General features: G+C 58.5%; 24 protein-coding genes. All 24 read left to right on the forward strand.

What is annotated here, in order from left to right:
* Nucleotides 1–10 precede the first annotated feature (10 nt).
* The 24 genes from ilvN (at nt 11) to EKD05_RS09830 (ending at nt 26,701) form a co-directional block, all read left to right on the forward strand.
* The gene (gene ilvN, locus EKD05_RS09715) at nt 11–550 is read left to right on the forward strand and encodes an acetolactate synthase small subunit (RefSeq protein ID WP_129672238.1); all 540 of its coding nucleotides are present in this window, start codon (nt 11–13) and stop codon (nt 548–550) included.
* Between the two features lie 236 nt (nt 551–786).
* The gene (gene ilvC / locus EKD05_RS09720) at nt 787–1,809 is read left to right on the forward strand and encodes a ketol-acid reductoisomerase (protein WP_129672239.1); all 1,023 of its coding nucleotides are present in this window, start codon (nt 787–789) and stop codon (nt 1,807–1,809) included.
* 262 nt (nt 1,810–2,071) lie between these two features.
* The gene (locus EKD05_RS09725; protein ID WP_129672240.1) at nt 2,072–3,754 is read left to right on the forward strand and encodes a 2-isopropylmalate synthase; all 1,683 of its coding nucleotides are present in this window, start codon (nt 2,072–2,074) and stop codon (nt 3,752–3,754) included.
* 64 nt (nt 3,755–3,818) lie between these two features.
* Entirely contained in the window at nt 3,819–4,652 is an 834-nt protein-coding gene (gene pheA, locus EKD05_RS09730) for a prephenate dehydratase (RefSeq protein WP_129672241.1), read from the forward strand.
* A 37-nt stretch (nt 4,653–4,689) separates the two neighbouring features.
* Complete coding sequence (gene cimA, locus EKD05_RS09735) at nt 4,690–6,282, forward strand: citramalate synthase (RefSeq protein ID WP_129672242.1); 1,593 nt, start codon at nt 4,690–4,692, stop codon at nt 6,280–6,282.
* A gap of 188 nt (nt 6,283–6,470) precedes the next feature.
* On the forward strand, nt 6,471–7,895 hold the full coding sequence (gene leuC / locus EKD05_RS09740; RefSeq protein ID WP_129672243.1) for a 3-isopropylmalate dehydratase large subunit: 1,425 nt from the start codon (nt 6,471–6,473) through the stop codon (nt 7,893–7,895).
* Between the two features lie 275 nt (nt 7,896–8,170).
* Nucleotides 8,171–8,779 (forward strand): 3-isopropylmalate dehydratase small subunit, encoded by a 609-nt coding sequence (leuD, locus tag EKD05_RS09745; RefSeq protein WP_129672244.1) that lies wholly within the window; start codon nt 8,171–8,173, stop codon nt 8,777–8,779.
* A gap of 276 nt (nt 8,780–9,055) precedes the next feature.
* Entirely contained in the window at nt 9,056–9,805 is a 750-nt protein-coding gene (locus tag EKD05_RS09750) for a CPBP family intramembrane glutamic endopeptidase (RefSeq protein ID WP_129672245.1), read from the forward strand.
* 57 nt (nt 9,806–9,862) lie between these two features.
* Nucleotides 9,863–10,897, forward strand: a complete 1,035-nt coding sequence (locus EKD05_RS09755) for a GHMP kinase (protein ID WP_129672246.1) — start codon at nt 9,863–9,865, stop codon at nt 10,895–10,897.
* A gap of 66 nt (nt 10,898–10,963) precedes the next feature.
* Entirely contained in the window at nt 10,964–11,488 is a 525-nt protein-coding gene (accB, locus tag EKD05_RS09760; protein WP_129672247.1) for an acetyl-CoA carboxylase biotin carboxyl carrier protein, read from the forward strand.
* Nucleotides 11,489–11,505: 17 nt separating this feature from the next.
* The gene (gene xseA, locus EKD05_RS09765) at nt 11,506–12,720 is read left to right on the forward strand and encodes an exodeoxyribonuclease VII large subunit (protein WP_129672248.1); all 1,215 of its coding nucleotides are present in this window, start codon (nt 11,506–11,508) and stop codon (nt 12,718–12,720) included.
* On the forward strand, nt 12,717–12,944 hold the full coding sequence (xseB, locus tag EKD05_RS09770; protein WP_129672249.1) for an exodeoxyribonuclease VII small subunit: 228 nt from the start codon (nt 12,717–12,719) through the stop codon (nt 12,942–12,944). The genes xseA and xseB overlap by 4 nt, the downstream gene beginning before the upstream one ends.
* A gap of 23 nt (nt 12,945–12,967) precedes the next feature.
* Nucleotides 12,968–14,902: a hypothetical protein gene (locus EKD05_RS09775; protein WP_129672250.1), complete on the forward strand. Its 1,935-nt coding sequence runs from the start codon at nt 12,968–12,970 to the stop codon at nt 14,900–14,902.
* Between the two features lie 64 nt (nt 14,903–14,966).
* Nucleotides 14,967–15,353: a RidA family protein gene (locus EKD05_RS09780; RefSeq protein ID WP_129672251.1), complete on the forward strand. Its 387-nt coding sequence runs from the start codon at nt 14,967–14,969 to the stop codon at nt 15,351–15,353.
* Between the two features lie 77 nt (nt 15,354–15,430).
* Entirely contained in the window at nt 15,431–16,249 is an 819-nt protein-coding gene (locus EKD05_RS09785) for a hypothetical protein (RefSeq protein ID WP_129672252.1), read from the forward strand.
* 6 nt (nt 16,250–16,255) lie between these two features.
* The gene (locus EKD05_RS09790) at nt 16,256–17,860 is read left to right on the forward strand and encodes an oligosaccharide flippase family protein (RefSeq protein ID WP_129672253.1); all 1,605 of its coding nucleotides are present in this window, start codon (nt 16,256–16,258) and stop codon (nt 17,858–17,860) included.
* A gap of 48 nt (nt 17,861–17,908) precedes the next feature.
* Nucleotides 17,909–18,145, forward strand: coding sequence for a hypothetical protein (locus tag EKD05_RS09795; protein WP_129672254.1), 237 nt, complete (start codon nt 17,909–17,911; stop codon nt 18,143–18,145).
* Nucleotides 18,146–18,158: 13 nt separating this feature from the next.
* Complete coding sequence (locus tag EKD05_RS09800; protein ID WP_129672255.1) at nt 18,159–18,617, forward strand: SRPBCC family protein; 459 nt, start codon at nt 18,159–18,161, stop codon at nt 18,615–18,617.
* Nucleotides 18,604–18,840 carry a hypothetical protein gene (locus EKD05_RS09805; protein ID WP_129672256.1) on the forward strand — a complete coding sequence of 79 codons (237 nt, stop codon included), beginning with the start codon at nt 18,604–18,606 and terminating at the stop codon, nt 18,838–18,840. Before EKD05_RS09800 ends, EKD05_RS09805 begins: the two co-directional genes overlap by 14 nt.
* Before the next feature lie 89 nt (nt 18,841–18,929).
* The gene (locus EKD05_RS09810; RefSeq protein WP_129672257.1) at nt 18,930–19,730 is read left to right on the forward strand and encodes a DUF6754 domain-containing protein; all 801 of its coding nucleotides are present in this window, start codon (nt 18,930–18,932) and stop codon (nt 19,728–19,730) included.
* A gap of 10 nt (nt 19,731–19,740) precedes the next feature.
* Nucleotides 19,741–20,406, forward strand: a complete 666-nt coding sequence (locus EKD05_RS09815; RefSeq protein WP_129672258.1) for a hypothetical protein — start codon at nt 19,741–19,743, stop codon at nt 20,404–20,406.
* Between the two features lie 115 nt (nt 20,407–20,521).
* Nucleotides 20,522–24,043 (forward strand): hypothetical protein, encoded by a 3,522-nt coding sequence (locus EKD05_RS09820; protein WP_129672259.1) that lies wholly within the window; start codon nt 20,522–20,524, stop codon nt 24,041–24,043.
* Nucleotides 24,040–24,702 carry a hypothetical protein gene (locus EKD05_RS09825; RefSeq protein ID WP_129672260.1) on the forward strand — a complete coding sequence of 221 codons (663 nt, stop codon included), beginning with the start codon at nt 24,040–24,042 and terminating at the stop codon, nt 24,700–24,702. The genes EKD05_RS09820 and EKD05_RS09825 overlap by 4 nt, the downstream gene beginning before the upstream one ends.
* Before the next feature lie 91 nt (nt 24,703–24,793).
* Nucleotides 24,794–26,701 carry a glutamate mutase L gene (locus tag EKD05_RS09830; RefSeq protein WP_129672261.1) on the forward strand — a complete coding sequence of 636 codons (1,908 nt, stop codon included), beginning with the start codon at nt 24,794–24,796 and terminating at the stop codon, nt 26,699–26,701.
* Nucleotides 26,702–26,709: the final 8 nt, after the last annotated feature.

Below are 26,709 nucleotides of genomic sequence, written 5' to 3' on the forward strand. Positions count from 1 at the left end.
AGAGGGCACGATGAAAAAACATACCATTGTCGCGCTTGTCCAGGATCGTCCCGGTGTGCTCACTCGTGTGGCCGGGTTGATCCGCCGTCGCGGCTATAATATCGAGAGTCTCGCCGTCGGTCATAGCGAACAACCCGAGATCAGCCGCCTCACGCTGGTGATTGAGTCGGATCACGTCGAGCAGGTGGTCAAACAACTCTATCGCTTGATCGAGGTGATCAAGGTGAGTGACGTCACCGATGATCCCATCGTTGAACGTGAGATGGTGGTGCTCAAATTGCACGCCCCGTCGTCGGTGCGCCACGAGATCGTTTCGATGTCGGGCGTCTTCGAGGCCAAAATCGTCGATGTTGGGGCCAGTACGATGATTGTTGAGATGACCGGTACGCCGAGCAAGGTCGAGAATTTTATCGAAGTGGTGCGCGGCTATGGTATCAAAGAGATGATGCGCACCGGGCGCATCGCAATGGTACGCGGCGCACGCGGGCATAACGCCAGCGAGTATGTCGAGAATGCCAATGGCAGCGGGGTAGTGCCAACCCTCAATTGAGTCGTCAAACATCGGCGGTTGAAGCCAAAACTTCAACCGCCGATGTCTCGTTGCGGCACAACGCGCTGTGCCCGTACCAAAAGACGGCGATCCATCAGAAAAGATCGACGGAGTGCGCGTACCAACACGGGTCTTCAGGGCATTCGCCCTGCAATATGTGAGATGGGCAGGGCAAGCGCCCTGTACCAGAAGCCTGGCAGACCTCGTCTGCCTCTTATTTGGAGAAGATCAGCATCATGGCGGAGCTCTTTTACGACAAGCAGGCCGATCTCGAACGTCTGAAAAACAAGCCGATTGCCATTATTGGTTTCGGGAGCCAGGGTCACGCGCATGCCCGTAATTTGACCGATAGCGGGCTTGATGTACGGGTTGGCCTCTATCCTGGGTCAAAGAGTTGGAGCAAGGTGGAAGAGGTCGGCCTCAAGCCGATGAGTGTGGCTGATGCCGCCCGCGAAGCCCAGATGATTATGATACTCACCCCTGATATCGGGCAGGCCGATATCTATCGTGAGCATATTGCCCCTTCGATGGAGCCTGGCAAAACGCTGATGTTTGCCCACGGTTTCAATATCCGGTTTGGGCAGATTATCCCCCCGGCTGGCATTGATGTGAGCATGGTCGCCCCCAAAGCCCCCGGCCACCGCGTCCGCGAGGTCTATACCCAGGGCGGCGGCGTTCCGGCGCTTGTCGCGGTGCAGCAAGATGCAACCGGCGGAGCCATGGCCGATGCCCTCGCGTATGCCAAAGGCCTCGGCTGTACCCGCGCCGGTGTGCTGACGACAACCTTCGCCGAAGAGACCGAGACTGATCTCTTTGGTGAACAGGTCGTGCTCTGTGGTGGTGTGTCGTCACTCGTCAAGATGGCCTTCGAGACTCTGGTCGAGTCAGGCTATCAGCCCGAGGTGGCCTATTTCGAGTGTATGCACGAACTCAAGCTAATCGTCGATCTCTTCTATCAGGGTGGCCTCAACTATATGCGCTACTCGGTCTCAGATACCGCCGAGTGGGGCGACTATACCGCCGGGCCCAGGCTGATTACCGACGAGACCCGCCAGTCGATGCGCCAGATCCTGGCCGATATCCAGTCGGGGGCCTTTGCCGAAGATTGGATTGATGAGAATGTTCAGGGCCGCCCGCGCTTCAATGCACGCCGCCAGGCCGATATTGAACATCCCATCGAGCGCATTGGGCTGGAATTGCGCCGCATGATGCCGTTTGTCAATCCACGTGAAGTCAAACCCGGTACCGGCGGCGCGTAGGCGCGGCAAGCTAGCCTGGGAGTGAGGGCGTCCCGCCCGCGCTCCCAGGAATGTCGGAAAACTTACGTGACAGACTACTCAGTAGTGTGTAACGTAAATTTTCTGGTGTCGTCAGCCGACCACGAATGGGGCCACGAAGAAACGAATACCGCACCGCAACGCCCATATTCGCTTATTCGCGATCAGTATTCGTGGTCGGCGGCGCTGGCAAAAACCTTTTGTTACAGACTAATAAGTACAGATCAAGCTAAAGAGAGGTGATATGGGAGACAGCCACGTACGAATCTTCGATACGACGCTGCGTGATGGCGAGCAGGCCCCCGGTTGTACGATGACGTTGGAGGAGAAGCTCGAAGTTGCCCGCCAGCTTGCGCGGATGAAGGTGGATATTATCGAGGCTGGCTTTCCCGCCGCTTCGCCAGGCGACTGGGCGGCAGTTCACGAGATCGCCCGTGAGGTTGGTACGGCCGATGGCCCCGTGATTGCGGCCCTCGCCCGTGCGGATCGCAACGATATCGAGAAAGCCTGGACGGCCATCCAGCCCGCAGTCAAGAAGCGTATCCACACGTTTATGTCTACCTCAGACATTCACCTCGAGCATCAATTCCGCAAGACTCGCGCCGAGTGTCTTGAGGTGATCCGCGACATGGTTACCTATGCCCGCTCGCTCTGTGAGGATGTCGAGTTCTCGCCAATGGACGCCGGGCGAAGCGATCCGACCTTTTTGCGTGAGGCCGTGACGGTCGCTGTCCAGTCCGGTGCCACTACCCTCAATATTCCCGATACCGTGGGCTATCTGACGCCCGATGAGTATGGCGCGATGATCCGCGATCTCCACGAGAATGTGCCAGGCATCGAGCAGTGTATCCTCTCGACCCATTGCCACGATGATCTCGGGGTTGCCGTCGCCAATTCGCTCGCCGGGGTACGCAATGGCGCACGCCAGGTGGAGTGTACGATCAATGGCATCGGCGAGCGGGCCGGCAATGCGTCGCTCGAAGAGGTGGTGATGGCGATCCATACCCGTGGCCAATTTTATGCGGTGCATACCCAGATCAATACCCACGAGATCGCCCGCGCCTCGCGCCTCGTCTCAAGCTTTATCGGGGTGCCTGTGCCCCCCAATAAGGCGATCGTTGGCGCAAATGCGTTTGCCCACGAGTCGGGTATCCATCAGGATGGCGTGCTCAAGAATCGGCTCACCTACGAGATTATGAGCGCCGAAACGGTCGGGCTCGATGGCAATGAACTGGTGCTTGGCAAGCACTCGGGACGCCATGCGTTCCGGAAGCATGTTGAGGCGATGGGCTACAAGCTGAGCACCGAAGAGTTTCAACAGGTCTTCACGCGCTTTAAGGATCTCTGTGACCGTAAAAAGCGCGTTGATGACCGTGATATCGAGGCGCTGATTGCCGGTGAGATGCAGCATACGCCCGATATTTATACGCTCGACCATGTCCAGTATGGCTCGGGCAGCGGGATGATCCCGACCGCCACGGTGCGTCTGATCGGCCCCAATGGTCAGGTGCGCGTTGATAGCGACCAGGGCACTGGCCCCGTTGATGCGATCTACAAAGCGATCAACCGCATTATTCAACGCCCCAATGAATTGATGGAATTCTCGATCAACGCGATCACCGAGGGGCTCGATGCCGTCGCCGAAGTGACGGTGCGCATCCGCGAACAGGGCCATGCCGGGCTGAATATGGCCGCCAGCACCAGTACCGCCGCGAGCCTCACTGGCCGTCGTGCGGCCCAGCAGATCTTTAGTGGCTATGGGGTGCATACCGATACGATCATGGCCGCAGCCTATGCGTATATGGCCGCCCTCAATAAGATGCTTGCCGCACGCCAGGAACGCATCAAGGCCGAAGCCGTCGCGTACGCCGCTGGCTATAGCACCGACTCTGATGCTGGTCTGCCGGTCGATCTCTTTGGGGGATGATGCTGTTTCAGACCAATACGGCCAGCGAGGCTGGCCGTATTGGTCTGAAGAAGCGAAATAACCTATGAATTTGATTGCTTACCTTGGCCCACCGGGCACCTTCTCGGAAGAGGCCGCGCTCGCGTATGCAGCCACCCGGCCTGAATTGGGCTTGCTGTCGCTGACCAGTATCCCCGCCGTCGTTACGGCGATTGAGACCGGGGCCGCCCTGGTTGGTGTGCTGCCTATCGAGAATCTGCTCGAAGGGAGTGTCACCTATACCCTCGATCTCTTGATCCACGAGACGAGTTTACAGATCGTGGGTGAGATCGTTATTCCGATCCGTCAATATCTCGTTGCCCGCCCTGGGATGAGTCTCGACGAGATCGAGGTGCTCTATGCCCATCCCCAGAGTCTTGGGCAGTGTCGGCGTTTTGTCGAGCGCTGTTTGCCAGGGGTTGCGACAGTGGCGTCACTGTCGAATAGTGCCGCTCCCGCCGAGGCCGTTGCCGATAAACGCAAGGCCGCAGCCATTAGTACCCTGAGGGCCGCAGAGTTGACTGGTACGCACATCCTTGCCCGCGATATTGCCGATAACCTCGGCAATGTCACGCGCTTTATTGTCCTGGCAACCGCCGATGCGCCTCCAACCGGTGACGATAAGACGAGTTTCTGCTTTGGCTTTACGGAAGATCGTGCCGGAACACTGGCCGGTGCGCTGCTCGAGCTCGCCGAAGCGAACATCAATATGACCAAGCTCGAGTCACGTCCGTCCAAGGCCGTCCTTGGGCAGTATATCTTTCTGGTTGATGTCAATGGGCATCGCGAAGACGCCCACGTGAAACGGACCCTTGAACGCATTAGTGCCAAAACCGGTATGATCAAGGTGTTTGGTAGTTACCCGCGCTGGAAGGCGTAAGCGCTCCCCTGGCCCAACCGAGATTGGAGGCAAAGCCATGCAGATCATGCTCTATGATACGACGCTTCGTGATGGGACACAACGCGAAGGTATGTCGCTTTCATGCGAAGATAAGCTCAAAATCGCCCGCATTCTTGATGATCTTGGCATTCATTATATTGAAGGTGGCTGGCCTGGCTCGAATCCAAAAGATGCCGAGTTTTTTCAGCGGGTGAAAAGCCTCGGTCTGACCCATGCACGCGTGGCCGCTTTCGGTGCAACTCGGCACGCTGGCAATCGCTGCGAAGATGATGCGAATGTGCGTGCCCTCGTTGCAGCCGAGACACCGGTCGTGACGCTGGTTGGCAAGAGTTCGATCCTCCACGTGGAACAGGTGCTCGAGACGACCCGTGAAGAGAATCTGGCGATGATTGCTGATACGGTCGCCTATTTCAAGCAGCGCGACAAAGAAGTTGTGTATGATGCCGAACACTTTTTTGATGGCTACAAGCTTGATCCCAACTATACGTTGGCAACCCTTGCCGCTGCTGCCCGCGCCGGAGCCAATTGCCTGGTGCTCTGCGATACCAATGGCGGGGCGCTGCCGCACGAGGTCGCCGCGATCACGCGAGCGGTGCGCGCCTCTTTCCATGCTCAGGGCTTGCCCGAACCTGACCTCGGGATCCATACGCACAATGATGGGGCCCTGGCCGTCGCGAATGCGCTCGCCGCTGTGCAAGAGGGGGTTCGTCAAGTGCAAGGGACGATCAACGGCTATGGCGAGCGCTGCGGCAATATGGATCTGATCCCTGTGATCGCGAATTTGCAACTGAAACTTGGGTATGCGTGCGTCAACCCGGCGCAACTGCAAAAACTCAGCGACGTTGCGCATAGCGTTGCCGCGATCGCCAATCTCAACCCCGATCCCCACGCAGCCTACGTGGGCCGCAGTGCCTTTGCCCACAAGGGCGGCATTCACGTCGCCGCCATCGAAAAGGTTGCGTCAAGCTATCAGCACATTGATCCCACCCTGGTCGGCAATACCAAACGGGTGGTGGTGAGCGAACTCGCGGGTCGCGGCAACATCCGCGTACGCGCCGAGGAACTGGGCCTGACCCTGCAAGGCGTCGAAGGCAATGTGGTTCAGCGCATCAAAGAGCTCGAACACCGCGGGTTTCAGTTTGAAGCCGCTGAAGGCAGTTTCGAGATGCTGATCCGGCGTAGCGCGGTTGATTATGCGCCTCCCTTTGACCTGCTCGACTTTACGGTTATTGTGGAAAAACGGGGCAACCACCAGATTACCTCGCAGGCGACGGTCAAGGTGCGCGTTGGCGATCAGGTGATGCACACCGCTGCCGAAGGCGACGGGCCAGTCAATGCACTCGACGGAGCCATCCGCAAAGCGCTGTTGCCCCACTATCCCGAACTTGCCGAGGTGCGCCTAGTTGACTACAAAGTACGCATTATTGACGAGCATCGCGGCACCGCTGCAACGCCCCGCGTGCTGATCGAGAGTGCCAGCGGCGACGAACGCTGGTCTACCATCGGGGCCTCGCACAATATCATTGAAGCAAGCTATCAGGCCCTGTGGGACAGTCTCGAATTACCGTTGCTGAGGTCACGCGAGCGCCAGAACAGAGAGTCTTCATAAGGTATGTTTCAAACGAGCTTGACAGTTCGCAGTGAAGGTAGCACCGGCTTCCAGCCGGTGGGTCTTCCTGACCGGCTGGAAGCCGGTGCTACCAAACGGTCAAGCTGGAAGGCCCGATTCTGAAACATGCCTAAGTCACAGAACGTGCCCGTTTTCGACGCAGCGGTAACTACCTAGAAAGCAAATCAATGCCAAAGACCCTCTTTGACCATGTATGGGATGCCCATATTGTTCGCCCTGAGACACCGGACACACCAGCGGTGCTCTATATTGATCTCCACCTAATCCACGAGGTCACCTCGCCCCAGGCCTTTACCGAGTTGCGCCAACGCGGGTTACGTGTGCGTCGGCCTGATCGCACCCTGGCAACCATGGATCACAGCACGCCAACCACGCCCCGCAATGCCCTGGGCATCATCCCGGTGATCGATCCCCAGGCGATTGCCCAACTTGATCAGTTGCGTAAAAATTGTGCCGACTTTGGCATTCCGCTCTTCGAGCTAGGCAGCGCCAACCAGGGCATTGTCCACGTGATTGGTCCCGAGCAGGGTCTGACCCAACCTGGCATGACGATTGTCTGTGGCGATAGCCACACCAGCACCCACGGCGCTTTTGGGGCGCTCGCGTTTGGCATCGGTACGTCAGAGGTAGGCCATGTGCTCGCAAGCCAGTGTCTGCTCCAGTCGCGGCCCAAAACCTGTGCCGTCCGGATTGAGGGGCAGTTGCATCCCGGGGTGACGGCCAAGGATATTATTCTCGCCCTGATTGCCAAATATGGGGTAGGCGGCGGCACCGGCCACGTCTTTGAATATATGGGCGAAGCGATGCGCGCGCTTTCGATGGAAGAGCGGATGACGATCTGCAACATGAGCATCGAAGGTGGCGCACGCGCCGGCATGGTGGCCCCCGACGAGACAACGTTTGCGTATATCGCCGGGCGCCCGTATGCGCCCAAAGGCGCTGACTTCGACGCCGCCGTGGCCCGCTGGCGCACGTTGCCAAGCGACCCCGAGGCCGTCTTTGACAAAGAGATGTTCCTCGATGCCACGAGTCTTGCCCCGATGATCACCTATGGCACCAACCCCGGGATGGGCATCCCGATTGATGCACCGGTGCCCACCCCCGAGCAGATGCCCGATGCCGGTAGCCGCCAGGAACTCGACGCGGCCTTGAGTTATATGAAGCTTGAGCCTGGCAAGCCCCTGCTCGGCCACCCGATTGATGTGGTCTTCATTGGCTCGTGTACCAACTCGCGGATCAACGATTTGCGCCAGGTCGCCCACCATCTGCGCGGGCGCAAAGTTGCCGACGGGATCCGCGTGATGGTCGTTCCAGGCAGCCAGCAGGTCAAACGCCAAGCTGAAGAAGAGGGTCTCGATACGATCTTCAAAGCGGCAGGGGCCGAATGGCGCGAAGCCGGCTGCTCAGCATGCCTCGGCATGAATGCCGACCAGGTGCCCCCAGGCAAATACGCCGTCTCGACGAGCAATCGCAACTTTGTCGGGCGGCAAGGGCCAGGCGCGCGCACCCTCCTTGCCAGCCCGCTCACCGCCGTCGCTTCAGCCCTGACCGGGGTTGTCACCGACCCACGCACGCTGCTTGACCAGGAATAAGGCCTACGGCCCACACAAATCGCTGGGATGCTGTTCATCTGTTGCCAGCTTCGCTGGCAACAGATGAACAGCATCCCAACAGATGGAAGGGCGACAGCCCTAATGTTCGTGTACATAGGGCCTGCGGCCCCCAAACACCTCGCATGCTGGCGCAAACGGCCAGTTTCGCTGGCCGTTTGCGCCAGCAGACAAACGGGTTTGTAGGGCGGCAGCCCTAACATTCATGCGCATGGGACCTGTGGTCCCATGCGCCAAGAAAGCGAGACTACACCTCAATGGAACCGATCACAACCTTTGCCGGCAAGGCGGTTGCCTTGCCGATTGATAATGTCGATACCGATCAGGTCATCCCAGCCAAATATTTGAAGGTAACTGACAAGAGTGGGCTGGCCGAAGGGCTCTTTACGGTCTGGCGCTATCTGCCAGATGGCACGCCCAACCCCGATTTTGCCCTGAATCGCCCCGAGGCAGCAGGCGCAACTGTGCTTGTCGCCGGGCGCAATTTTGGCTGTGGGAGCTCGCGCGAGCATGCACCGTGGGCACTGGCGGGCTACGGCTTCAAGGCGATTATCTCACCCTATTTTGCCGACATCTTTCGTGGCAATGCCTTGAAAATTGGCCTGTTGCCAGTGACCGTTGATGAAGAGACCTACCACGAACTCTTGAGTCATATCGAAGAAGACCCCGAAACCTCGGTGACCATTGACCTCGCGGCCCAGCAGGTCATCTTGCCAGGGGGGCGCGCCGTCTCCTTCCCCATCGACAACTTTGCCCGTCATTGTCTGCTCAACGGGATCGATCAACTCGGCTTCCTGATGCAACAGGACGAGGACATCTGCAGTTACGAAGCTGCGAGCCCGATCACCCTGAATACCCACCTATGACTTGATGGCGATTGCATCTTCTTGCCGTGGCCGTCAACGGCTCGGCTCCTGGGGAGTGAAGGCCACCTGCGTGGCCTGATCGAGCCGGCGAAGGCCGGCTTCACCCATCATAGCCGAGGCGTTTACGCCGACGGGAGGGGCGGATGTGGGCCATCCGCAGGCCTGGTAGCACGCACCAACGCAAGATGCAATCGCCCTGGCTGCGCAGCAAAAACCCATTGCCAACATGGACGCAATGTGTTATAAGGGAATCAAACCTTCTACGGAGCAGCATCCATGTACATGGAAGAAACGATCACGACCCCGGAGTCACCGCAACCCACGCCTCCACCGCCTGCCTGGGGTTGGCGGAGTGTGGGCCTGGCTGCCCTGGTGAGCATCGGGGCTTTGATCATCTTGAGTTTGATGGTTCAGGTCCTTACGAGCGGACTGGGCCTCGAGGTCGGAAGTGGCATTGTTTCCCCCGTCCTCTATCTGGTCATGGTGGGCTTTTATCTCAGCCTGATCGGAGGGGTCTACCTCTTTGCAGCACGCCACGCTGGCTGGGAAGCCCTCGGTGTCCGTTCGGCAAGCCGACGTGATTATCTGCTGGTTATTCCCTTCTATCTTGCGGCACTTTTTTTGCTTATTTTGATCAATTTTGTTATCGTTTTTTTGATTGGAGATTTTGAAAACCCCCAGATCGAAGCGATCAGTGGCGGACGAGCGCTGACGAGCGGAGAACTGGTCATGCTCTTGTTGCTTGTCGCAGGGCTCGTGCCTTTCGCCGAGGAACTCTTCTTTCGCGGGATGATCTACCCGTTGATGCGCTATCGTGTACCTATCATCGGTGCGATTGCGCTGAACGCCGCTGCCTTCGCCGTTGTCCACGTCATACCAGTCATCTTTCCAGCGCTGTTTGTCTTAGGTCTGTTGCTCGCCTATCTACGCGAACGCAGTGGCTCGATCTGGCCCAGTGTGCTCTTGCATATGATGCAAAACGGGCTGGCGATCCTGGCGATCAATGCAGCCCTGGCGGGCACCTAAAGACAAGCCACGTCAACCTTGATCAAGCCCTCGGAGGTGAACGGTAATGAGGAGTGTATGAAGATCTACAAAGCCCGCGCTCCGATGCGGATAGGCTTTTTTGGCGGAGGAACTGACGTAAGCCCGTATGCTGAAGAGCATGGCGGCAAGGTCTTGAATTGTACAATCAACTTATATGTGCGTTGTATGCTCAACCCCAGTACACAACCGGGCCTTACCATCCGATCCCTTGATCTGCAAGAAGTGAGTCGCATGGTAAGCGGGCGCGTCTGGGATGGCAAACTGGCGCTGCCGCAGGCCGTGCTCGACGCAATGCCCCATTTGCAACCCTCGCTCGAAGCAACCCAACCAGGCTACAAAATTACGATGTTCAGCGATGCACCACCGGGCAGTGGGCTGGGCTCCTCGTCGGCCCTCGTCGTGAGCATGCTCAAACTGCTCTACAATGTTGCCAACGAGAGCTTTGATGCCCATGAACTCGCTGAACTCGCCTATCGCATCGAACGGGTGGATCTGGGCATCCCTGGGGGACGCCAGGATCAGTATGCGGCGGTCTTTGGTGGCATGTGCGTGTACCACTTTGGCAAAGGCCGCGTGATTGTCGAGCCAGTGGTCACCGACCCGACCGCCCTGCTCGAACTCGAAAGTTGCCTCATTATCGGCTATATCGGTGATCGTCAACTCCTCCGTCATCATTTGATGGAAGACCAGGTGCAACGCCTCGTCAGTGGCGATACGCTACGTTACCACGACGAGACCAAAGCGTTTGTTGACGAAGCCACCAGGCTGCTCCGCGAGTTGCGCATTGCCGATTTTGGCCGCTTGCTGCACGATGCCTGGGAAGTCAAAAAAGCCTTCTCACCCCACATTGCCCCGCCCATCGTTGACGAGGTCTATGCGCTAGCTCGACGCCATGGTGCCTGGGGCGGCAAAATTACCGGGGCTGGCGGGGGCGGCTTTATGGTCTTTGCGTGTCCCTTTGACCGTCGGCTCGAACTCGAACGCGTGCTGAGAGAAGCGGGGGTTCAGATGCGCCCCTTCTCCTTTGTAACCCACGGGGTACAGGCATGGACCGTGCAAGAGCATGTGTAGCAAGCGCCGGTCTGAATCTATGCTACAATGGGCTAGATCCTATCACATGGAGGCTCTGGGCAAGTTATGAGTGACGTACCAATCGAGACCGCCACAGCGGAAACCGATCTCTACGGGTTGAGTGCCGTACGCGAATTATTGAGCATGATTGACAAGAGCGACGTCACCGAGATTCTTATCGAACGTGGCGAAATCAAGCTGCATATCAAACGTGGCACGGTCATTACGACAGCACAGCCAATGACGATGGCACCAATGATTCAGCCGTCCTATATGCCTGGACCGATCCCGGCCATGCCAATGCCGTCGGCATTTACACCAGAAGAGCCGCAGCCCACCGAAATGCCCGCCGGGCACACCATCACGGCTCCGATGGTCGGCACGTTCTATGCATCCCCTTCACCCAAAGATGCGGCCTTCGTCCAGGAAGGCGATGAATTGCGGGCCGGCGATCCCATCGGGATCATTGAAGCGATGAAGATGATGAATGAGATCGAAAGCGATATTGCCGGACGAGTTGCCCGCATTCTGGTCAAGAATGGGCAACCTGTCGAGTATGGGCAGGCGCTGATGATCATCGAGCCACTGTAACGTCGTTGCAGGAAACCATGCATCAGGCGCTTTCAGTCTCGGCGGTGACGACATACCTCCGCGAGTTGTTAGAGTCACATCCGCTCCTGGGCGATCTCTGGGTGCAGGGTGAGATCGCCGAGTTCAAGCGCCATGCAGCCTCAGGCCATTGTTATTTTAGCCTCAAAGACGAGGGTGGCCTGGTGCGCGCTGTGATGTGGCGCAGCAATGCCGTGCGCCTGAGTCAGTTGCCCCGCATGGGCGATCTTGTCTTGGCTCACGGCTATCTTTCGCTCTATGCACCTCGTGGCGATCTGCAACTCTATGTCGACACCTTGGTGCCCGCCGGGGTCGGCTTGCTCTATGCCCGCTTCGAAGCCTTGCGCGCCCGCCTCGAGACCGAAGGACTCTTTGCCGTTGAACGTAAACGGCCTCTGCCAATGTTGCCACGACGGATCGGGTTGGTAACCGCACCCGGTGGCGCTGCACTGCAAGATATGCTCACCATCCTCGCTCGCCGTTGCCCCCTCAGCGAGGTGCTAGTGGTGCCATGCCTCGTCCAGGGTGAACGTGCCCCCGCAAGCATTGTGGCCGCCCTCACCACTGTCTATGCAGCCGGGGTCGATCTCGTTATCCTTGCTCGCGGCGGTGGCTCGCTCGAAGATCTCTGGGCTTTTAATGATGAGGCGGTTGCGCGCGCAGTCTTTGCCAGTCCGGTGCCGCTGATCACCGGAGTTGGGCACGAGACCGATACGACGATGGTTGATTATGTGGCCGACCTGCGGGCACCCACCCCCTCGGCGGCCGCAGAACTGGCGGTTCCCGAACGCGACGATCTTTCGGCGCTGGTATGGCAAAGCCGGATGCGCCTCGATCAGAGTGTTGACGCCCTGCTCAACCGCATGCAGGCTGACCTGGCAAACGCACATTCGACAATTGAACGCCATACGCCCCTCCGACGCCTGGCCCGTGATCGCCAACAGGTTGATGACCTGGGACGACGCCTTGATCGAGCCGTTGACCGGACAACCGCGATGCGCCAACTTGCCCTGCAAGGCCTGGTGGCCCGCCTTGCCACGCTGAGTCCACAGGCGACCCTGCAACGGGGCTATGCCGTGGTACGCCACGCAACGACAGGGCACGTGCTCGGTTCGACCACAGGCATTCAGGCTGGGACACCACTGCAGATTGATCTCCGCGATGGCACGCTCGCAGCGGTCACGCTCCCCTTAGCAGAAGAGGAATCCGAATGAGCAACACATCTGATGTCGAGACGTACGAAGCGCTCTATGGGCAACTACAAGCGGTCGTGAACCGTCTTGAACAGGGCGATCTGCCGCTCGCCGAAGCCTTGATGCTCTATGAACAGGGGACACGCCTCGCTGACGCTTGCCAGAAACTCCTCGATCACGCCGAATTGCGTGTACAGGAACTCCGTAGCAACGAAGTCTATCCTGATCTTGACCTGGAGGCATAAGGCCAGATCCGGAGCAGAAGCGCATGCAGGTGGTCGAAAGTTATCATCGTTATAGCCGTCTGACGACATCAGCCCTTAGCTGGTTCTCAGCCGGTCTCATTGTGATGAGTCTCGGCTGGCTTGGGCTGACAATTCTGCACGGTGTGTGGATCTTGAACGGGATCACGCCCGAGATGCTGCGATCATGGCCGCTGCTGGGGTTCACTGGGTCATGGTCTGGTCAAGCGGCCAGCGTGACCGCCCTTTTTCCTACGCTGCTGCCCCCACTGGGCGCCAGTGCCAGCACCATGTTTGTCACGTTGCTCGTGCGCAATGCGTTTCCGGCTATCCGCACCAGCAGTGTTGGCATGCTGGTGGAATTTGCCGGAACATGGTTGCCCCTGAAATGGGAAGATCTGCGGGTGCTCAGAGTGACACCCTATGCCCAGGGGACGAAGTTTCTCGTCCTCGTTGAGGTCTTTCCCCGCCGCTTAACACCATGGCACCGCATCTATAGCGCTCTCTACGGCTATGGATCTGAGCGTGGTTTCTATATCGCTTCGGGCATTGATCGTTTTGACCCCTTGCTCAAGACCATCCTGAGCCAGAGTGAACGTACAGCTCGCGCTATCGAGGGAGCAAAGGTAATCCAGACCCGCGAGTACGATCATTCGACTTTTTTTCGGTTGTTCCTGCATCCTCGTTCCTTCTGGCAAAATGAGCATGGTCTGCATACCAGGCCGCCTCATGCCACCAACGGGCCTGTCACCGCAAGCTATGCGGAACGCGTGCGCATCATCGTCGGGGGCGTCATTCTCCTGTTCAGTGCGGCCTTGCTCTTCACTTATCTCGATGCCTGGGTTCGCTTCGTCGCCCTCACCATCCCCGAGGTGCGTCAGGTTATCCCCTTCAAGTGGCTCCAGGATAACACACCCTATGCGGCACTCTTTGCCGCCTATCCCGACCAAGGGGTTCCGTTCACCGGCCTGGTCGAATTTCCCGATCTGCCGACACCAGGATGGCTGTTGATTGCTGCTCATCTGCGCCTGGCTGTGGGGTTACCCTTGCTGATCTGGCTGCGTAGCCTTGTGCCAACCGTTGAGTCACGCAGTGAGGGTCTCGGCGTCCGCCTTGCGCTAGGCCGACGCTGGCGTGTCATTCCCTGGACAGACATGATCGCGGTGAAGGCGACCGAGTTGTCTGAAGCGAGCCAGATTGTCCTGTTGCAAGCACGAGGACTGCCCCAGGCGAATCGGCTGACTAGTCTGCTCTACGACGGCACACGAGCTCCGGGGATCGTGATTCAATCCACGATGATCTCTTTTCAGCCCTTCATGGAACACGCTTTGCGTCGCATCACGCGCCTTGAAGAGCTAGATCGCCCCCCTATCTTGCAACAAGAGGCCCATTCGCTGCTCTTCTGGCTCGCGCTGCAACGCGAGAACATCCTGGAAAAACTGGTGCTTGAGGTACGCGATGATCCGGCTACCCTGCAACTTGATCGACGCTCGTTGCTGAGTGGCCTTCAGCCAATGCTGATGCTTGCCCTGCTGCCGGTCGTGCTGATGCTAAGCTATAGTCTCTTGCAGGATGCCCCTCCTCACTGGTTTTTGCTCGGCGCAATGGCAGGGTTCTGGCTTGTCGGGGTGCTCGAGTGGCCGCTGATCAGCGTTGTGTCGATGCTGATCGATCAACGGACAGGAGGTGGTCAGGAGGGAAGCCGAGCGTTTGTGCTCTACCCTGTTAGCCAACTCCCCCGCCTCTTACCTCTGCTGATAGGCGTTATCGCCCTGACCAGTGGCTTGCCGCTTGTCGCTGTGCTCGCATGGCTTGCCGCGATCGTCTGGTCCTATTTTTTGACGTCAGTGCTCTTTGAGCAACTCTATGCATGGCGAGGAGCCGAGGTTATCCTCGGTGGGTTGATGCCCGTGGTATGGCAATTACTGATGATGGTCGGCTATCTGGTGATCATGCGGTAATGGCAATAGCGTTTGATGCGCATGCTATATAATGAGAAGGCTCGTTTGTACAAGGAGGTAGAAAATGCATCTGCAACGAATTGAGGTCAGTACGGTTGATGCGCCAAAAGCGATAGGTCCGTATTCACAGGGAATAATCGCAGGGAACATGGTTTTTGTATCAGGGCAATTGCCCATTAATCCGATCACCGGGGAAATGGTTGAGGGTGATATTGGGGCAATGACGCGGCAGATCTTTGACAATTTGTCGGCCATCCTGCATGCCGCAGAGACAAGCCTTGAGCGTGCGGTCAAAGTTACGGTTTTTTTGGCTGATATGAACGACTTCCAGGCGATGAATGAAGCGTATGCCGAGTTCTTTCCTCTCCATCCACCGGCTCGTTCGACTATTCAGGTCGCCCGGCTCCCACGTGATGCACGGGTCGAAATCGAACTTATTGCCGCAATTTAGGCCTTGGTCACGTATCTTTCTAGCTCACTGTGCGGTACAACAAGGAACGCTTGCAACGACCCACAGTGAGCTTTGTCATGCAACTTTCACAACGCATTCTTCACGCTACCTTGATGATCGTCGGGTTGCTCGGTGTGCTTGCCGCCATTGCCTGGCAGCAGCGCCCTGACGGGTATCTGCACCTTTCCTTGCTGACCGTGAACGGCGATGCCGCCTTGCTTCGCACCCCAGCGGGGCGTTTTGTCCTTATTGATGGGGGAACCGAAGGCGATCAACTCTTGCTCTTGCTGGGACGCTTGATGCCCTTCTGGCAACGCGATCTGCAGGCTGTCATTCTGACCGGAACCGATTCCAGGCGCGTGCCTGGTCAGGTTGCCGCCTTGAGCCACTATGCCATTGGCTATGCCCTCGCCCCACCAGGGCTTGAGGGTACGGGGTATGCTGGTGAGTGGCAAAGGCAGCTTGGTGCCCAGGCAACGCCGGTGGCAAAGTTGCGGCCAGGCCAGCGCTTTGCGCTTGACGACGTTGTCTTTGTGGTTATTGACGCACAGGAAGGCAAAGAAGGTGGGGTTGTTCTGCTCGTGACCTATGGGACGACTCGCGTGCTCTTTCATACTGGCGGACGTGATGGCGATCAAGCGGCATTACGTGCCGCAAAAGATCCCGTTGATCTTTTGATCTATCCGTGGGCACGCGAATTGCAGACCAGTGCGGTGCAGCAGCTACGACCACGGGCGATCGCCTTTAGCAGTGCCTATAGCACCGAAGACCCGGTCTTGTTGAGCTATGCCGAGCGCCGCCGCTTCAGCCCCCAGGTACAGCACCCACGGGCCGACGGACGCATCGAGTGGATGAGTGATGGCCGCACGGCACGCATTGTGCTCCACCCTGATTGATCTACTATGAGTTTGCTCTGGCTCACTATTGCCCTGCTTGGCATTCTTGCGCTGGCTGGACTAGCCGTCATGCTCTGGCGTCGCTGGTATCGTGACGATCCCGAAAATGCGGTGCGCCGGGTCTTCAAGAATAGTGCCGTTACCTTCGGCTTGCGCCTTGGGGTACGCGCACTTGATATGATCGTGCTCTTTCTCCTGGCGGGCAGCTTGAATGTGGCCCGTTTTGGCGACTACACCTTTGCCGCGCTGCTGGTGAGTCAATACCTCGCCATTCTGACCGAATTTGGCCTGGGTGTGCTCTTGACCCGTGAAGTCGCCCGCGATCCGGGGGCAGCCAGACGACTCTTTGGCGTCACACTGGCCCTGCGGCTCTTGTTGATCGGGTTCATCGCCTTGCCCATCGGGATCATGGTCGTGGGCAGCTTTGCCTTGCTGGGGCAGCCGCTCTCGAGCGAAGGCACGGCGGTGATCTTCGTGTTGATGCTGACCCTTGTCCCGGGGGCCTATTCCGGGGCCGTGACCGCGCTCTACCATGCCAACGAACGCATGGAAGTCCCCGCCTTAATGGAATTAATCACGGCGGCGTTGAGCTTTCTGGGGCGCATTGCCGTCATTGTGCTTGGTCTGGGCATTCTGGGACTCGCGTGGAGTGCCGTGATCGTGTCGAGCATCACGGCAGGTTGCTTTTTCGTCCTCCAGCGGCGTGACTTCTTCCGCCCCGAACTCACCTGGAATCGCCAGGCCATGGGGGTGACGCTCGGGCCAGCCTTGCCCTTGATGCTCAACAACCTGCTGGGGGCCGTCTTCTTTCGTTTTGACGTTTTCATCGTACGTGCCTTCAGTGGCGGGCAAGCCGAAGCGCTGGTTGGGCAATACAACCTGACCTACACCATCATGGGCATTGCCATGATCCTGCCGCCCGCGATCACCTTCGCCGTCTTTCCGCTACTATCGCGGCGTTCAGGCGATGATCGCGCCGGGTTTGCCTCGGCGCTGCGACGCACCTTGCAACTGCTGTTGATCCTGGCCTTTCCCTTGGCAATGGGGATCACCCTGCTCGCCTATGATCTCGTCCGCTTCTTTACCCGCTCACAATTTGGTGACTATCAATATGCAGTCATCGCCCTCGCAATTCTCGCCTGGTTTCTCCCGCTCTCCTTTGCGAATGGACTATTGCAATACGCTCTGATTGCCCTCGACCGCCAGAGGGCCATTACTCGTGCCTTTATCATTGGGGCCATCTTCAATCTGGGGGCCAACATGGTCGCGATCCCTGTTGCCACCATCTGGTTCGGCCAGCCTGCCTGGGCCCTCTATGCCGCCGCCGGTATCACCATTCTTTCTGAAGTGGTGCTCTATCTTATCTTCAAACCCCTGCTCATCAGCGAAGGATGCCCGCCCGAAGTCCTACGGTTGAGTTGGCGGCCCGGGCTGGCCTGCCTTATCATGGGGCTTGGCATGGCAAGCCTGCAACGACTGATTGGTGACTGGCCGGGCAGCATCGTAGCCGCCCTGAGCGCCCCCATCGTCTATGGCATAGCCCTCTGGGCGGCAGGGGGCATTGGGGCCGATGAGCGCGCCCTCGTGCTACGCATCCTTGGTAAAGTATGATACTATGAAGGACAAGCTACGATTGCTCTATAATAGGCATACAACAAGGTGGAAACCCTCTGGCTTGGGTACAATGGACTCGTGTTGCCCTTCCACGAGATCGTTGCAGTGCTGCACTATCAGCCTGCGCTTGATGGGCGTATTCGACAGGCATATGGACAGGTACCGCAGGGCGTGATGGCCGTCGTCGTGACCCATCACGGGGGCTACCTGCCAACCCGCTGGCCCGCTGAACAACTGCGTCGGCGGTGGGCCACATGGCGTAGTTCAACGGTCAAGAGATAAGATTAGTCTGCTTATGATCAGTTATGAGATCGCAGCCTCGGCAATTACCACAGCTTCACCCGAACAGATCTTTGCGGTGCTTGATGATTTTGGTCACTGGCCTGCGTGGATGCCCTCGTTTGAGAATGTACGCGTCGATCTACCAGAAGGGGACACGCCAGGGCCAGGCTATCGCTTTCGGTTAAGTGGACGGGTGGTGCATGCAGATATGCAGGTGGTTGAATTTACCCCGCTGATCCGGGCAACACGTTTTCGGATCAGCTTTCCGCCTTTGACCGGGTTCAACCGCTGTCGCATTGTGCCGCTTGAGGATGGACAGTATCGGATCGAACGCGTCGACTCGATTGATTTGCACGGGTTGATTGCAAGCCTGCTCGATACGACGCAGCGTCGACGCTTCGAGCGGCTCGCTGATGAGTTCCTAGAGGCGCTCAAACAGCGGGTGGAAGGAACGCTCCATGTCAAGCCCTGAGGAGCCACTGGTCAGCCTGGCGGCACTGCTCGAGCGGGCCGGCTTACGAACACCCACCCTGCTGATGCTTGAGGTTTTTGGCCCGATTGATGTGCTGAGCAGTAACCTGGTACGCTTTGGGATGCCGTTTGTGCGCGGGACAAGGATCGAAGCGGTCGCGACAGCGCTCGGTGAACCTGATGGGTGGGGAGAACTGCGCCAACTGCTTGCCCGCGATGATTGACAAAGGCTTTGCGCTGGGTTACACTCATAGCGACGAAACCCTTTTGCATTGTAAAGAATTGCCAGGGAACGTCTGGCTGGAGTAAACCCATGGCCCTTGCCCCTGAAGCAATCTTGTTGCTCGTCGCCCTGCTGGTGGTCGTGGCAATGACCTGGCTCCATCACGCACGGGCAGTGAATGGCCGACTTCCACCGCGACGCCCGCTGCCAGCCCTTGATCCGGTGCACACTGCGCTCGGGCGTGGTGCCGAGACGGGACGGGCCGTGCATCTTTCCCCAGGGGCAAGTGTGCTCGGGGCAGCCGATGGGAGCCGCGCACGTACCGCCGAGTTGCTCGCCGGGTTGCTGGTGGTTCAGCGCATTAGCAGTGAGGCCGCCCTCAAAGGTGCCCCCATCCTGGTGACATCGGGTGATGTGATTGCCCATAGTGCCATGCGTGGTAGTGTGCGCCAGGCTTATCAGATGGCCGGACAAGCCCGTGCCTATGACGCATCGTCGGTGCAACTGCTCGCGCATAATGACAAGTTTGCTTATGCAACCGGTGTCGCAACTGTCTATGCCCGTGAACCGCTTGAACTCAGCGTGCTCGTCGGTGGCTTTCAACAAGAGTTTTTGCTAGCTGGTGAAGAGGGGGCACAACGCCATCTGCCCCAGGTGGTCGGAACAACCGGTGCGTCGGCTCTGCCCCTCATGCTGTTGACAACGCCTTCTACGTTGATTGGAGAAGAGGTTTTTGCCGCTGAAGCCTATCTGGATACCGAAGGTTCCGCCCAGGCACGTCTGCTAACCCAGGATGGTCTGCGTACCGTGACCATCGTGGTGTTGATCGGTGGGTTGCTCTATAGCTTGCTCCAACCTGTGCTGAATTTGCCTCCGCTACCATCACCCTGAAGCAGATACTATGTCATTGCTGCGCGATGTGAAACGCCTGTTTGCTGTCATGCTCGCCGGAGTCTGTGGGGTGATTGTCCTCATGGATTTTGCCGGGGGTGAGGGCGCACTTGCAGCCCTGGCAACGCTGCTCGTTGGCTGGGCAGCCGTGCTTACCGCAGTTGCCCTGCTGTTCGGGATCGTGAGTGTGGCCGGACACCACGTCGGGCGGGTGCGCGAGCAGCACAACGATTGGCACTATAGCTTGGTGTTGATCGTAGGGATGCTGGTGATGCTGGTCGCCGGCATCTTCTTTCCCCTCCCAGGGCGCGGGGGCCTGGTGCTTCCCGCAAATCTGGCTGAAGTGCCTATTCGGACGGTCTTTCGTGTGATCTATGAGCCAGTTGCGAGTAGTCTCCTGGCTTTGCTCACCTTTTTTAGCCTGAGTGCCGCCCTACGTTCTGTGCAACAGCGACGCGGCGAGGCTATCGTGATGATTGTGGTGGCCGCCCTCGTGCTGCTGGCGCAACTGCCCTTGCTCGCAGCAATCCCAATGATTGGCGGTACTCTTCAATGGCTGAATGATGTTGTGGCCGTGGCTGGTGCCCGAGGCCTGGTCATCGGTGCCGCTCTTGGTGCATTGGTAGCCGGGGTGCGCGTGCTGCTCGGCTTCGATACACCGTATCTCGATCGCTGACATGGAACATTTGCCCCCATGGCTTCGTAATGTGTCGCTTCCCGCGAACCCCGCCGCTGAGGTGGAGCTACCTCCACCCCCGCTTCCCCCTGCCAAAGAGCCTGCAGTAGACCAGATGCCAACATGGTTACGTGAGCTTAAGGCAGAAGTGGCCGAAGATGAGACGACCCGTACAGCAATACCAGAAGCTGATGCCTGGCTGTCTGACTTCGCTGATCCTCAAGCCGCTCAAGCAACCCTGAGCGCTGATGTCGCTGCTGATCAAAATCCCTTTGATGACCAGGTTCAGGCCCAGAAATCGGGCGTGAAGTTGCCCTCAGGCGCAACTGAGTGGCTCGTAAGTATGGGTCAGGATCTGGCTGAACCTGATGAGACGAGCGCTGCGCCGCCAACCGATGAAGATGCGCTCGCCAATGAGGGCATTCCTGATTGGTTGCGCGATCTGACAGAAGAAGAGGTCGCCCGAGCTATCGAGGCCGAAGTCAGTGACCCGTCATTTGAAGCGACTCACTTCAGATCTGAAGAGCCATCGCTTGATGTGCTTCCCCCTCCATCCGGGCAACCTGTAGCCCGCGCTGCGCCGCGCAAGCCACTGCCTGACTGGTTGCTCCCACCAGAACCTGAACTGCCTGAGTCGGATCCTCGCCCAGAACGCAAGGCAAGTGCTGAGGCAGCTAATCTTGCGGCAAGTGCTGAAATTCCAGCATGGCTCCGCGATATTGCCGAGGAGAGTCCCTCTACGCCAGCAACACCTGTTGATGAGGTACCCGGGTGGCTCCAAGAGGCCGATGCAGGAAACCTGCCCGATTCCTCGGCTGAACTCTTTGAACAGACTGGGACTGATGATGTCCCTGACTGGCTCCGGGACGATGCTCCCTCCGCACCTCCTGCCACGCCTAAGGCCGAAGTCGGCGATCTCCCCGACTGGCTGATCTCCGAGCCAGCACAAGAGAGCGCAACTAACCTTGATGTGCCAACGTGGTTGCGTGGTGATGAGGCCGGCCAGGGGTCGGTTGAGTCTTCGACAGAAGTGGATGTGCCAACCTGGCTGCGTGGTGATGAGGCGAATGCACCTGCAGTGGATGATCATGCAACCGATCTTGCTGTCCCCGACTGGCTCAGGAACGATCAGCAGACACCCGACGATGAGCCTGACGCTGAAGCCGAGGTTATGCCCGACTGGCTGCAAGATCTGGAGCGTACGCCTCTCGCCTCTTCCCTTGATCCTGGTGATGTGCCAACCTGGCTCCGCGAGGCCGAGGCCCGAGCTGAATCCGATGAGGTCAATGTAGAGAACCTGTCAGACGCTGATGCCCAGGCGACGGTCTCTGATGTGCCAACCTGGCTCCGCGAGACGCATAAACCAGTGGACGAAACCACTGACACTGATTGGGAAGCCGGTTCGGTCGCACAGGTTGAACAGCCAGGCGAAGCTTCGGCATGGCTCGGTGATGCATCGGCTGGTGCAGGCCAACCTGAGGCCATCCAGCCTCCCGAAGATGTTGAAGCCTGGCTGAGTGATGAAGATGTTCCCCCGGTCGAGGCCCCTGCATGGCTGAGTAAGGCTGAAACATCATCGGCTGACGATCAGGTTCCTGAGTGGCTGCGTGAAGATCTGGCTGAAACCACCCGTGCCGACTCAGCACACACTGATGATGTGCTCGCATGGCTGCAAGATGAGCCAGCCACCCCCGCAGCGGCAACCCCTGACTGGCTCAGTGAACCAGATGATGCCTCCGAGGAGATTCCAGCGTGGCTCAGGCAAGAGGCACCAGCCGCCGAGGTAAAGCCACCCACAGATGCGGATATTCCGACCTGGCTCCGTGAGGTGATCGCGCCAGTTGAAGCAAGCCTTAGGGAAGAGGCGCTTCAGGCGAGCGGGGAGGTGCCTGAGCCTGATGCCGAGGTGCCTTCCTGGCTCCGTGAAGCCGTTTCAGCCGATGATGAATCTGATGAGAAAGCTACATCAGGTTGGCAGCAAGAGGCTGACGCGCCCCCGCCCGGTGGCATGCCCTCCTGGCTCGAAGACGTCGACGCGGCCCCCGAGGATAGCGCGGCCCCCGCCCGGCAACAACCGCCCGAACCCGCGCCGCCCCCACCCGGCGGCATGCCCTCCTGGCTCGAAGACGTCGACGCGACACCGGATGATAGCGCGGCCCCCGCGTGGCTCCAGACAAAAGACGAAGCGCCTGGAAAAGCGTCAGTTGATGATGCACCGGCATGGTTGCGCGACGAGACAAGCACACCGACGTCGACTGGCGAACGTGCGCTGCCGTCGAGTGAAGTGCCACCGTGGCTTCGGGATGAAGAGGACGAAGCTGGTCTTATCTCAGATAAAGATGCGAATCTGGCCCCATGGTTACGTGGGCTTGGCAATGAACCCGAAAGCCCGCCGAGCGCAGAACCACTCGCGAACCTCGGCACAGCAGAGAGCGAAAGTGGCGATGAAGACACCTTCTTGGAAGGTGCCGAATTGCCCCGCTGGCTCCGCCCATCAGAGTCAGAACGTCCGGAGCCAGCGAGTGATCCGGTACCTGCGACGCAACTCGACTGGCTGAAGCAACTCGGGATTGTTGATAGTGATGGTGATTCAGTCAATCTTGTTGAACCGATCATAGAGCAAGGGTCGCGCAGGCCCGCCATGGTGCGCAAGCGCAGCGAGCAGCAACTCACCGATATGGCGCTCCTTGCAAGCATTGTTGCGTCACCCTACCCTGAGCCTGTGGCCCCTGCGGAATCATTGCCCCCGACGCGCTGGCAACGCATTGGCGTTGAGCGGATCTTGTATAGCCTTCTGGTCGTTGCCTTGCTTGTGGCCCTGATCTTCCCCAGTATAACAACACCGCTACAGAGTGAGGTGCCAATCAGTCCAGAGGTGGCCGAACTTGGCGTCCTGCTTGACGGCCTCGATGACGAGGATGTGGTGCTGGTAGCCTATGAATGGGCCGCTCAACGAAGTGCCGAACTGCGACCACTCGAAGCAGCCGTGATGCAACGGTTGATCGCCAAGCGCACAAAACTCATTCTGGTCAGCACTGACCTGCAGGGAACGCTACTCTCGTTTGATCTGATCGAGCCATTGCGCGAGGCTGGCTATAATAACGAGAATGGCATCCCGCTCGGGGGCCGTGATTATGTATTGCTTGGTTATCGCCCTGGAGGTGATCTGGCCTTACGACAACTGGCGCAAGATCTTCGAGGGCAACTGCAGTCAGATTTTGACGGCAACGATGCCTCGCAGAGTCTGGTGGCAAATAATCCTGACGGAACCCCGCGCATCAGCACCCTGGATGATCTTGCGATGATCCTGGTGCTGGCCGATGAAGCGCAGGATGTACAAGCGTGGATGGAGCAGGTACACCGCGCTGCGCCCGAGGTTCCGATCACCTTCTTGCTTCCCAACGAGGCCCAACCGTTGGCGCAACCCTATCTCCGCCTCCCCACAGTCTATCATCTGGCAGGGCAACAGGGTGCGGTGGCCTTGCAGGCGACCGATGCTGATGGCGATAGTGCGACGATCGCAGCAACAACTGGGCAACTCTCTTTTGCGGTCGTTGTGTTCCTCGTTTTGCTGGCCGGTGGGGCCCTCATCTCGTTGCGAACACGCCCCGGGCGACCGAAGGGAGACAACTCATGAGTGGTGACGCCATAGTAACGCTGATCAGCGGGTTGATTGCGGTGAGCCTGACGTTGCTCGTCTTTAGTCGCCTGCTTGGCGATAACCCGGCCTTTCGGATGGTGCAATATCTTTTTGTAGGGCTTTCGCTGGGCTACGCGTTTGTGGTGGTCTACCATCAGATCCTGCGTCCCAATACGCTCGCGATCCTCAGTGATCTGAACAATCCATCAGGCCTGACGCTCCGCCTCGTACCCTGGTTCCTTGCCTTGCTCTTGCTGCCTCGCCTCTTTGGACGGCAGAAACTTTCGTGGCTAGCGAATATTCCGCTCGCGATCCTCTTCGGCGTGGGAACCGCGCTCGCAGTTGGCGGGGCCATCGTCGGGACGCTGGTACCACAGGTACTCGACAGCATCCGACCAACCGGGAGCGATCCAGGGCAAGTGTTCGGCGCTGTCTTGCTTGTCCTCGGGGTTGTGGTAACCCTGAGCTATTTTTACTTCACCCTTGCCCCCACGACACGATCGGGCCAATTCGTCAAAAGAAGCGCACAACTGGGGCGCTGGTTCTTGATCGTGGCGTTTGGTTTCTTTCTGGCAGGCGGGTTGCTCACGTACCTCACGGCCCTGAATGAACGGCTAGAATTTATTGTCACTTGGCTCCGCGCCCCCCTTGGCTAGAACGGTCAGGGGGAGAGGCGTAGACGAGTTGCGGTTTTCTGTGTGATCCCGAGCGCGAAGACATCTGCGCGGGGGCGACAAGCGAGAGAGTATGGCAGAGATAACGGGCGCAATGCTTATTGCTGAGATCGGCAGCGTGATCACGCGTGTGACGCTGATTGATGAGGTCGAAGGCGATTATCGCATGATCGGCCATGCCGAGACCAACACAACGGCCGAGCCACCGTTTGGCAATGTCTTCTATGGCTTGCTCGAAGCAACCAGACAGATCGGTAAAATGACCGGGCGTCAACTGGTACAAGACAATCAGTTGCTGATGCCACAAAAGAGTACCTACGACGGCGTGTCCCATCTGCTTGTGGTGACAAGTGCCGCTGGTGCGATGCGAATGGTGATTACCGCAATTGCCAGCGATGTCTCGGCGCACCATGCGTTGCATGCGAGTCACGCCACCTATACCAACGTGATTCAGGTACTTACCCTGGATGCGAGCAGCGGGCAAAGTGGATTGGCCCCAACCCAACGCTCGTGGATCGATGATCAGATCGATCAATTGCTTCAGATCGAACCGGAGGTCATTGTGCTTGCCGGTGGTCTAGAGGGTGGGGCGGTAGAAGCGGTGACGCGCCTGGCTCATATTGTGCGCCTGATCGCAACAAAAAGCGGCGTTGATGTGAATGGGCAATATCAACCCGAGGTGACCGCACGGCCAGTCATTTATGCTGGCAATAGCGCGGCCCGCGAAGCCGTGAGCGAGATTTTGCACGAACGCGCCGAGGTCGTGCATGTAGCAAATCTCTGCCCCGCCCTTGATCGGGCTGACCTGGCCCCGACTCAGCAGGAACTCGCCAAGCTCTATGAACGCAAGATCTTGCCTTCGCTCGCCGGGCTGACGAATCTGCAGCGGCTGAGCGATGTGCCTGTGCGTACGGTCTGCGCGGTGCAAGGTGTCATGACACGCTTTCTCGCCGAACGCACCGGGCGCAGCGTGCTCACGCTGGACACCGGGGCTGCCGCAACAGCGGCTTTTTATGCCTCACCCGGACACTTTATTCCGACGGTGCTCGGAACCATCGGAACCGTCTATGGCTTGCCTGAGTTGATGGCAACGCAAGGCGTCGCGACGCTTGCCCGCTGGCTCCCCTTTGCCATTGCGACAAGCGACGTCAGTGAGCAACTGCTCAACCGAACCTTGCGACCCTATCTCTTGCCCGCGAGTCGCGACGATGTCTACCTGGCCCATGCGATTGCCTGCGAGGCTCTGCGTACGACACTTGCCAAGCTGCGCGAGCAGACCAGTCTTGATGCCGTCGACTGGATTATTGCCGGGGGCGGGATTCTTGCCCATGCCCCCCAGCCAGGCCTCGCTCTCTTGACCATCCTAGATGCGCTGGAGCCAATGGGCACCTCGGATCAGCCGATCATTGATGTTCATCTCGATACGCTGGGCTTGTTAGTTACCGCGGGGGCGATCGCCGAATTCAACCCTGAGGCAGCGTTGACTCTGGTTGATCATGATCTGCTGTCCAATGTCCCCCTGGCACGCGTGGTCACCCTGCTTGGTGAAGGGCCGAGCGACACGGTAGCTGCCGAGGTGGAACTGAAGGTTGTTGGAGGCGGAACGGAACGCATCGAGGTCAAACATGGCACGCTTGCACGCCTCCCACTGCCGCAGGGTCGCTACGGCCAATTGACGATCCGCCCTGCGGCTGGTGTGCGGATCGGGCTCCTTGAACCAGGCGAAACGATTGCCTCGGACGGGGGCGAAATTGCAGGGAGTGCGTTAGGTGTCGTCATTGACGCGCGCGGGCGTCCATTGCGCCTTGCCGATGATCCGCATGCGCGACACGAACAGATCAGCGCGTGGCTGATCGCACTGAATGTCGAGCGCGACCCGGTAGCCGCAACCAGCGGCCTCCCAAGCAAGCCAGAAGCAGTCACGACGGTAGCGGAAACGACCATAGAAGAAGCGCCACCCGTCAGCGCTGAAGAAGCATAAACGCGCCT

This window comes from Candidatus Chloroploca sp. Khr17, assembly GCF_004138165.1.
Classification (GTDB): Bacteria; Chloroflexota; Chloroflexia; order Chloroflexales; family Chloroflexaceae; genus Chloroploca.

What these genes read in the sequence shown, in the direction of transcription:
- ilvN (WP_129672238.1), top strand. Translation starts at nt 11, where the DNA reads ATGAAAAAACATACCATTGTCGCGCTTGTCCAGGATCGTCCCGGTGTG.
- ilvC (WP_129672239.1), top strand. Translation starts at nt 787, where the DNA reads ATGGCGGAGCTCTTTTACGACAAGCAGGCCGATCTCGAACGTCTGAAA.
- EKD05_RS09725 (WP_129672240.1), top strand. Translation starts at nt 2,072, where the DNA reads ATGGGAGACAGCCACGTACGAATCTTCGATACGACGCTGCGTGATGGC.
- pheA (WP_129672241.1), top strand. Translation starts at nt 3,819, where the DNA reads ATGAATTTGATTGCTTACCTTGGCCCACCGGGCACCTTCTCGGAAGAG.
- cimA (WP_129672242.1), top strand. Translation starts at nt 4,690, where the DNA reads ATGCAGATCATGCTCTATGATACGACGCTTCGTGATGGGACACAACGC.
- leuC (WP_129672243.1), top strand. Translation starts at nt 6,471, where the DNA reads ATGCCAAAGACCCTCTTTGACCATGTATGGGATGCCCATATTGTTCGC.
- leuD (WP_129672244.1), top strand. Translation starts at nt 8,171, where the DNA reads ATGGAACCGATCACAACCTTTGCCGGCAAGGCGGTTGCCTTGCCGATT.
- EKD05_RS09750 (WP_129672245.1), top strand. Translation starts at nt 9,056, where the DNA reads ATGTACATGGAAGAAACGATCACGACCCCGGAGTCACCGCAACCCACG.
- EKD05_RS09755 (WP_129672246.1), top strand. Translation starts at nt 9,863, where the DNA reads ATGAAGATCTACAAAGCCCGCGCTCCGATGCGGATAGGCTTTTTTGGC.
- accB (WP_129672247.1), top strand. Translation starts at nt 10,964, where the DNA reads ATGAGTGACGTACCAATCGAGACCGCCACAGCGGAAACCGATCTCTAC.
- xseA (WP_129672248.1), top strand. Translation starts at nt 11,506, where the DNA reads ATGCATCAGGCGCTTTCAGTCTCGGCGGTGACGACATACCTCCGCGAG.
- xseB (WP_129672249.1), top strand. Translation starts at nt 12,717, where the DNA reads ATGAGCAACACATCTGATGTCGAGACGTACGAAGCGCTCTATGGGCAA.
- EKD05_RS09775 (WP_129672250.1), top strand. Translation starts at nt 12,968, where the DNA reads ATGCAGGTGGTCGAAAGTTATCATCGTTATAGCCGTCTGACGACATCA.
- EKD05_RS09780 (WP_129672251.1), top strand. Translation starts at nt 14,967, where the DNA reads ATGCATCTGCAACGAATTGAGGTCAGTACGGTTGATGCGCCAAAAGCG.
- EKD05_RS09785 (WP_129672252.1), top strand. Translation starts at nt 15,431, where the DNA reads ATGCAACTTTCACAACGCATTCTTCACGCTACCTTGATGATCGTCGGG.
- EKD05_RS09790 (WP_129672253.1), top strand. Translation starts at nt 16,256, where the DNA reads ATGAGTTTGCTCTGGCTCACTATTGCCCTGCTTGGCATTCTTGCGCTG.
- EKD05_RS09800 (WP_129672255.1), top strand. Translation starts at nt 18,159, where the DNA reads ATGATCAGTTATGAGATCGCAGCCTCGGCAATTACCACAGCTTCACCC.
- EKD05_RS09805 (WP_129672256.1), top strand. Translation starts at nt 18,604, where the DNA reads ATGTCAAGCCCTGAGGAGCCACTGGTCAGCCTGGCGGCACTGCTCGAG.
- EKD05_RS09810 (WP_129672257.1), top strand. Translation starts at nt 18,930, where the DNA reads ATGGCCCTTGCCCCTGAAGCAATCTTGTTGCTCGTCGCCCTGCTGGTG.
- EKD05_RS09815 (WP_129672258.1), top strand. Translation starts at nt 19,741, where the DNA reads ATGTCATTGCTGCGCGATGTGAAACGCCTGTTTGCTGTCATGCTCGCC.
- EKD05_RS09820 (WP_129672259.1), top strand. Translation starts at nt 20,522, where the DNA reads ATGCCAACATGGTTACGTGAGCTTAAGGCAGAAGTGGCCGAAGATGAG.
- EKD05_RS09825 (WP_129672260.1), top strand. Translation starts at nt 24,040, where the DNA reads ATGAGTGGTGACGCCATAGTAACGCTGATCAGCGGGTTGATTGCGGTG.
- EKD05_RS09830 (WP_129672261.1), top strand. Translation starts at nt 24,794, where the DNA reads ATGGCAGAGATAACGGGCGCAATGCTTATTGCTGAGATCGGCAGCGTG.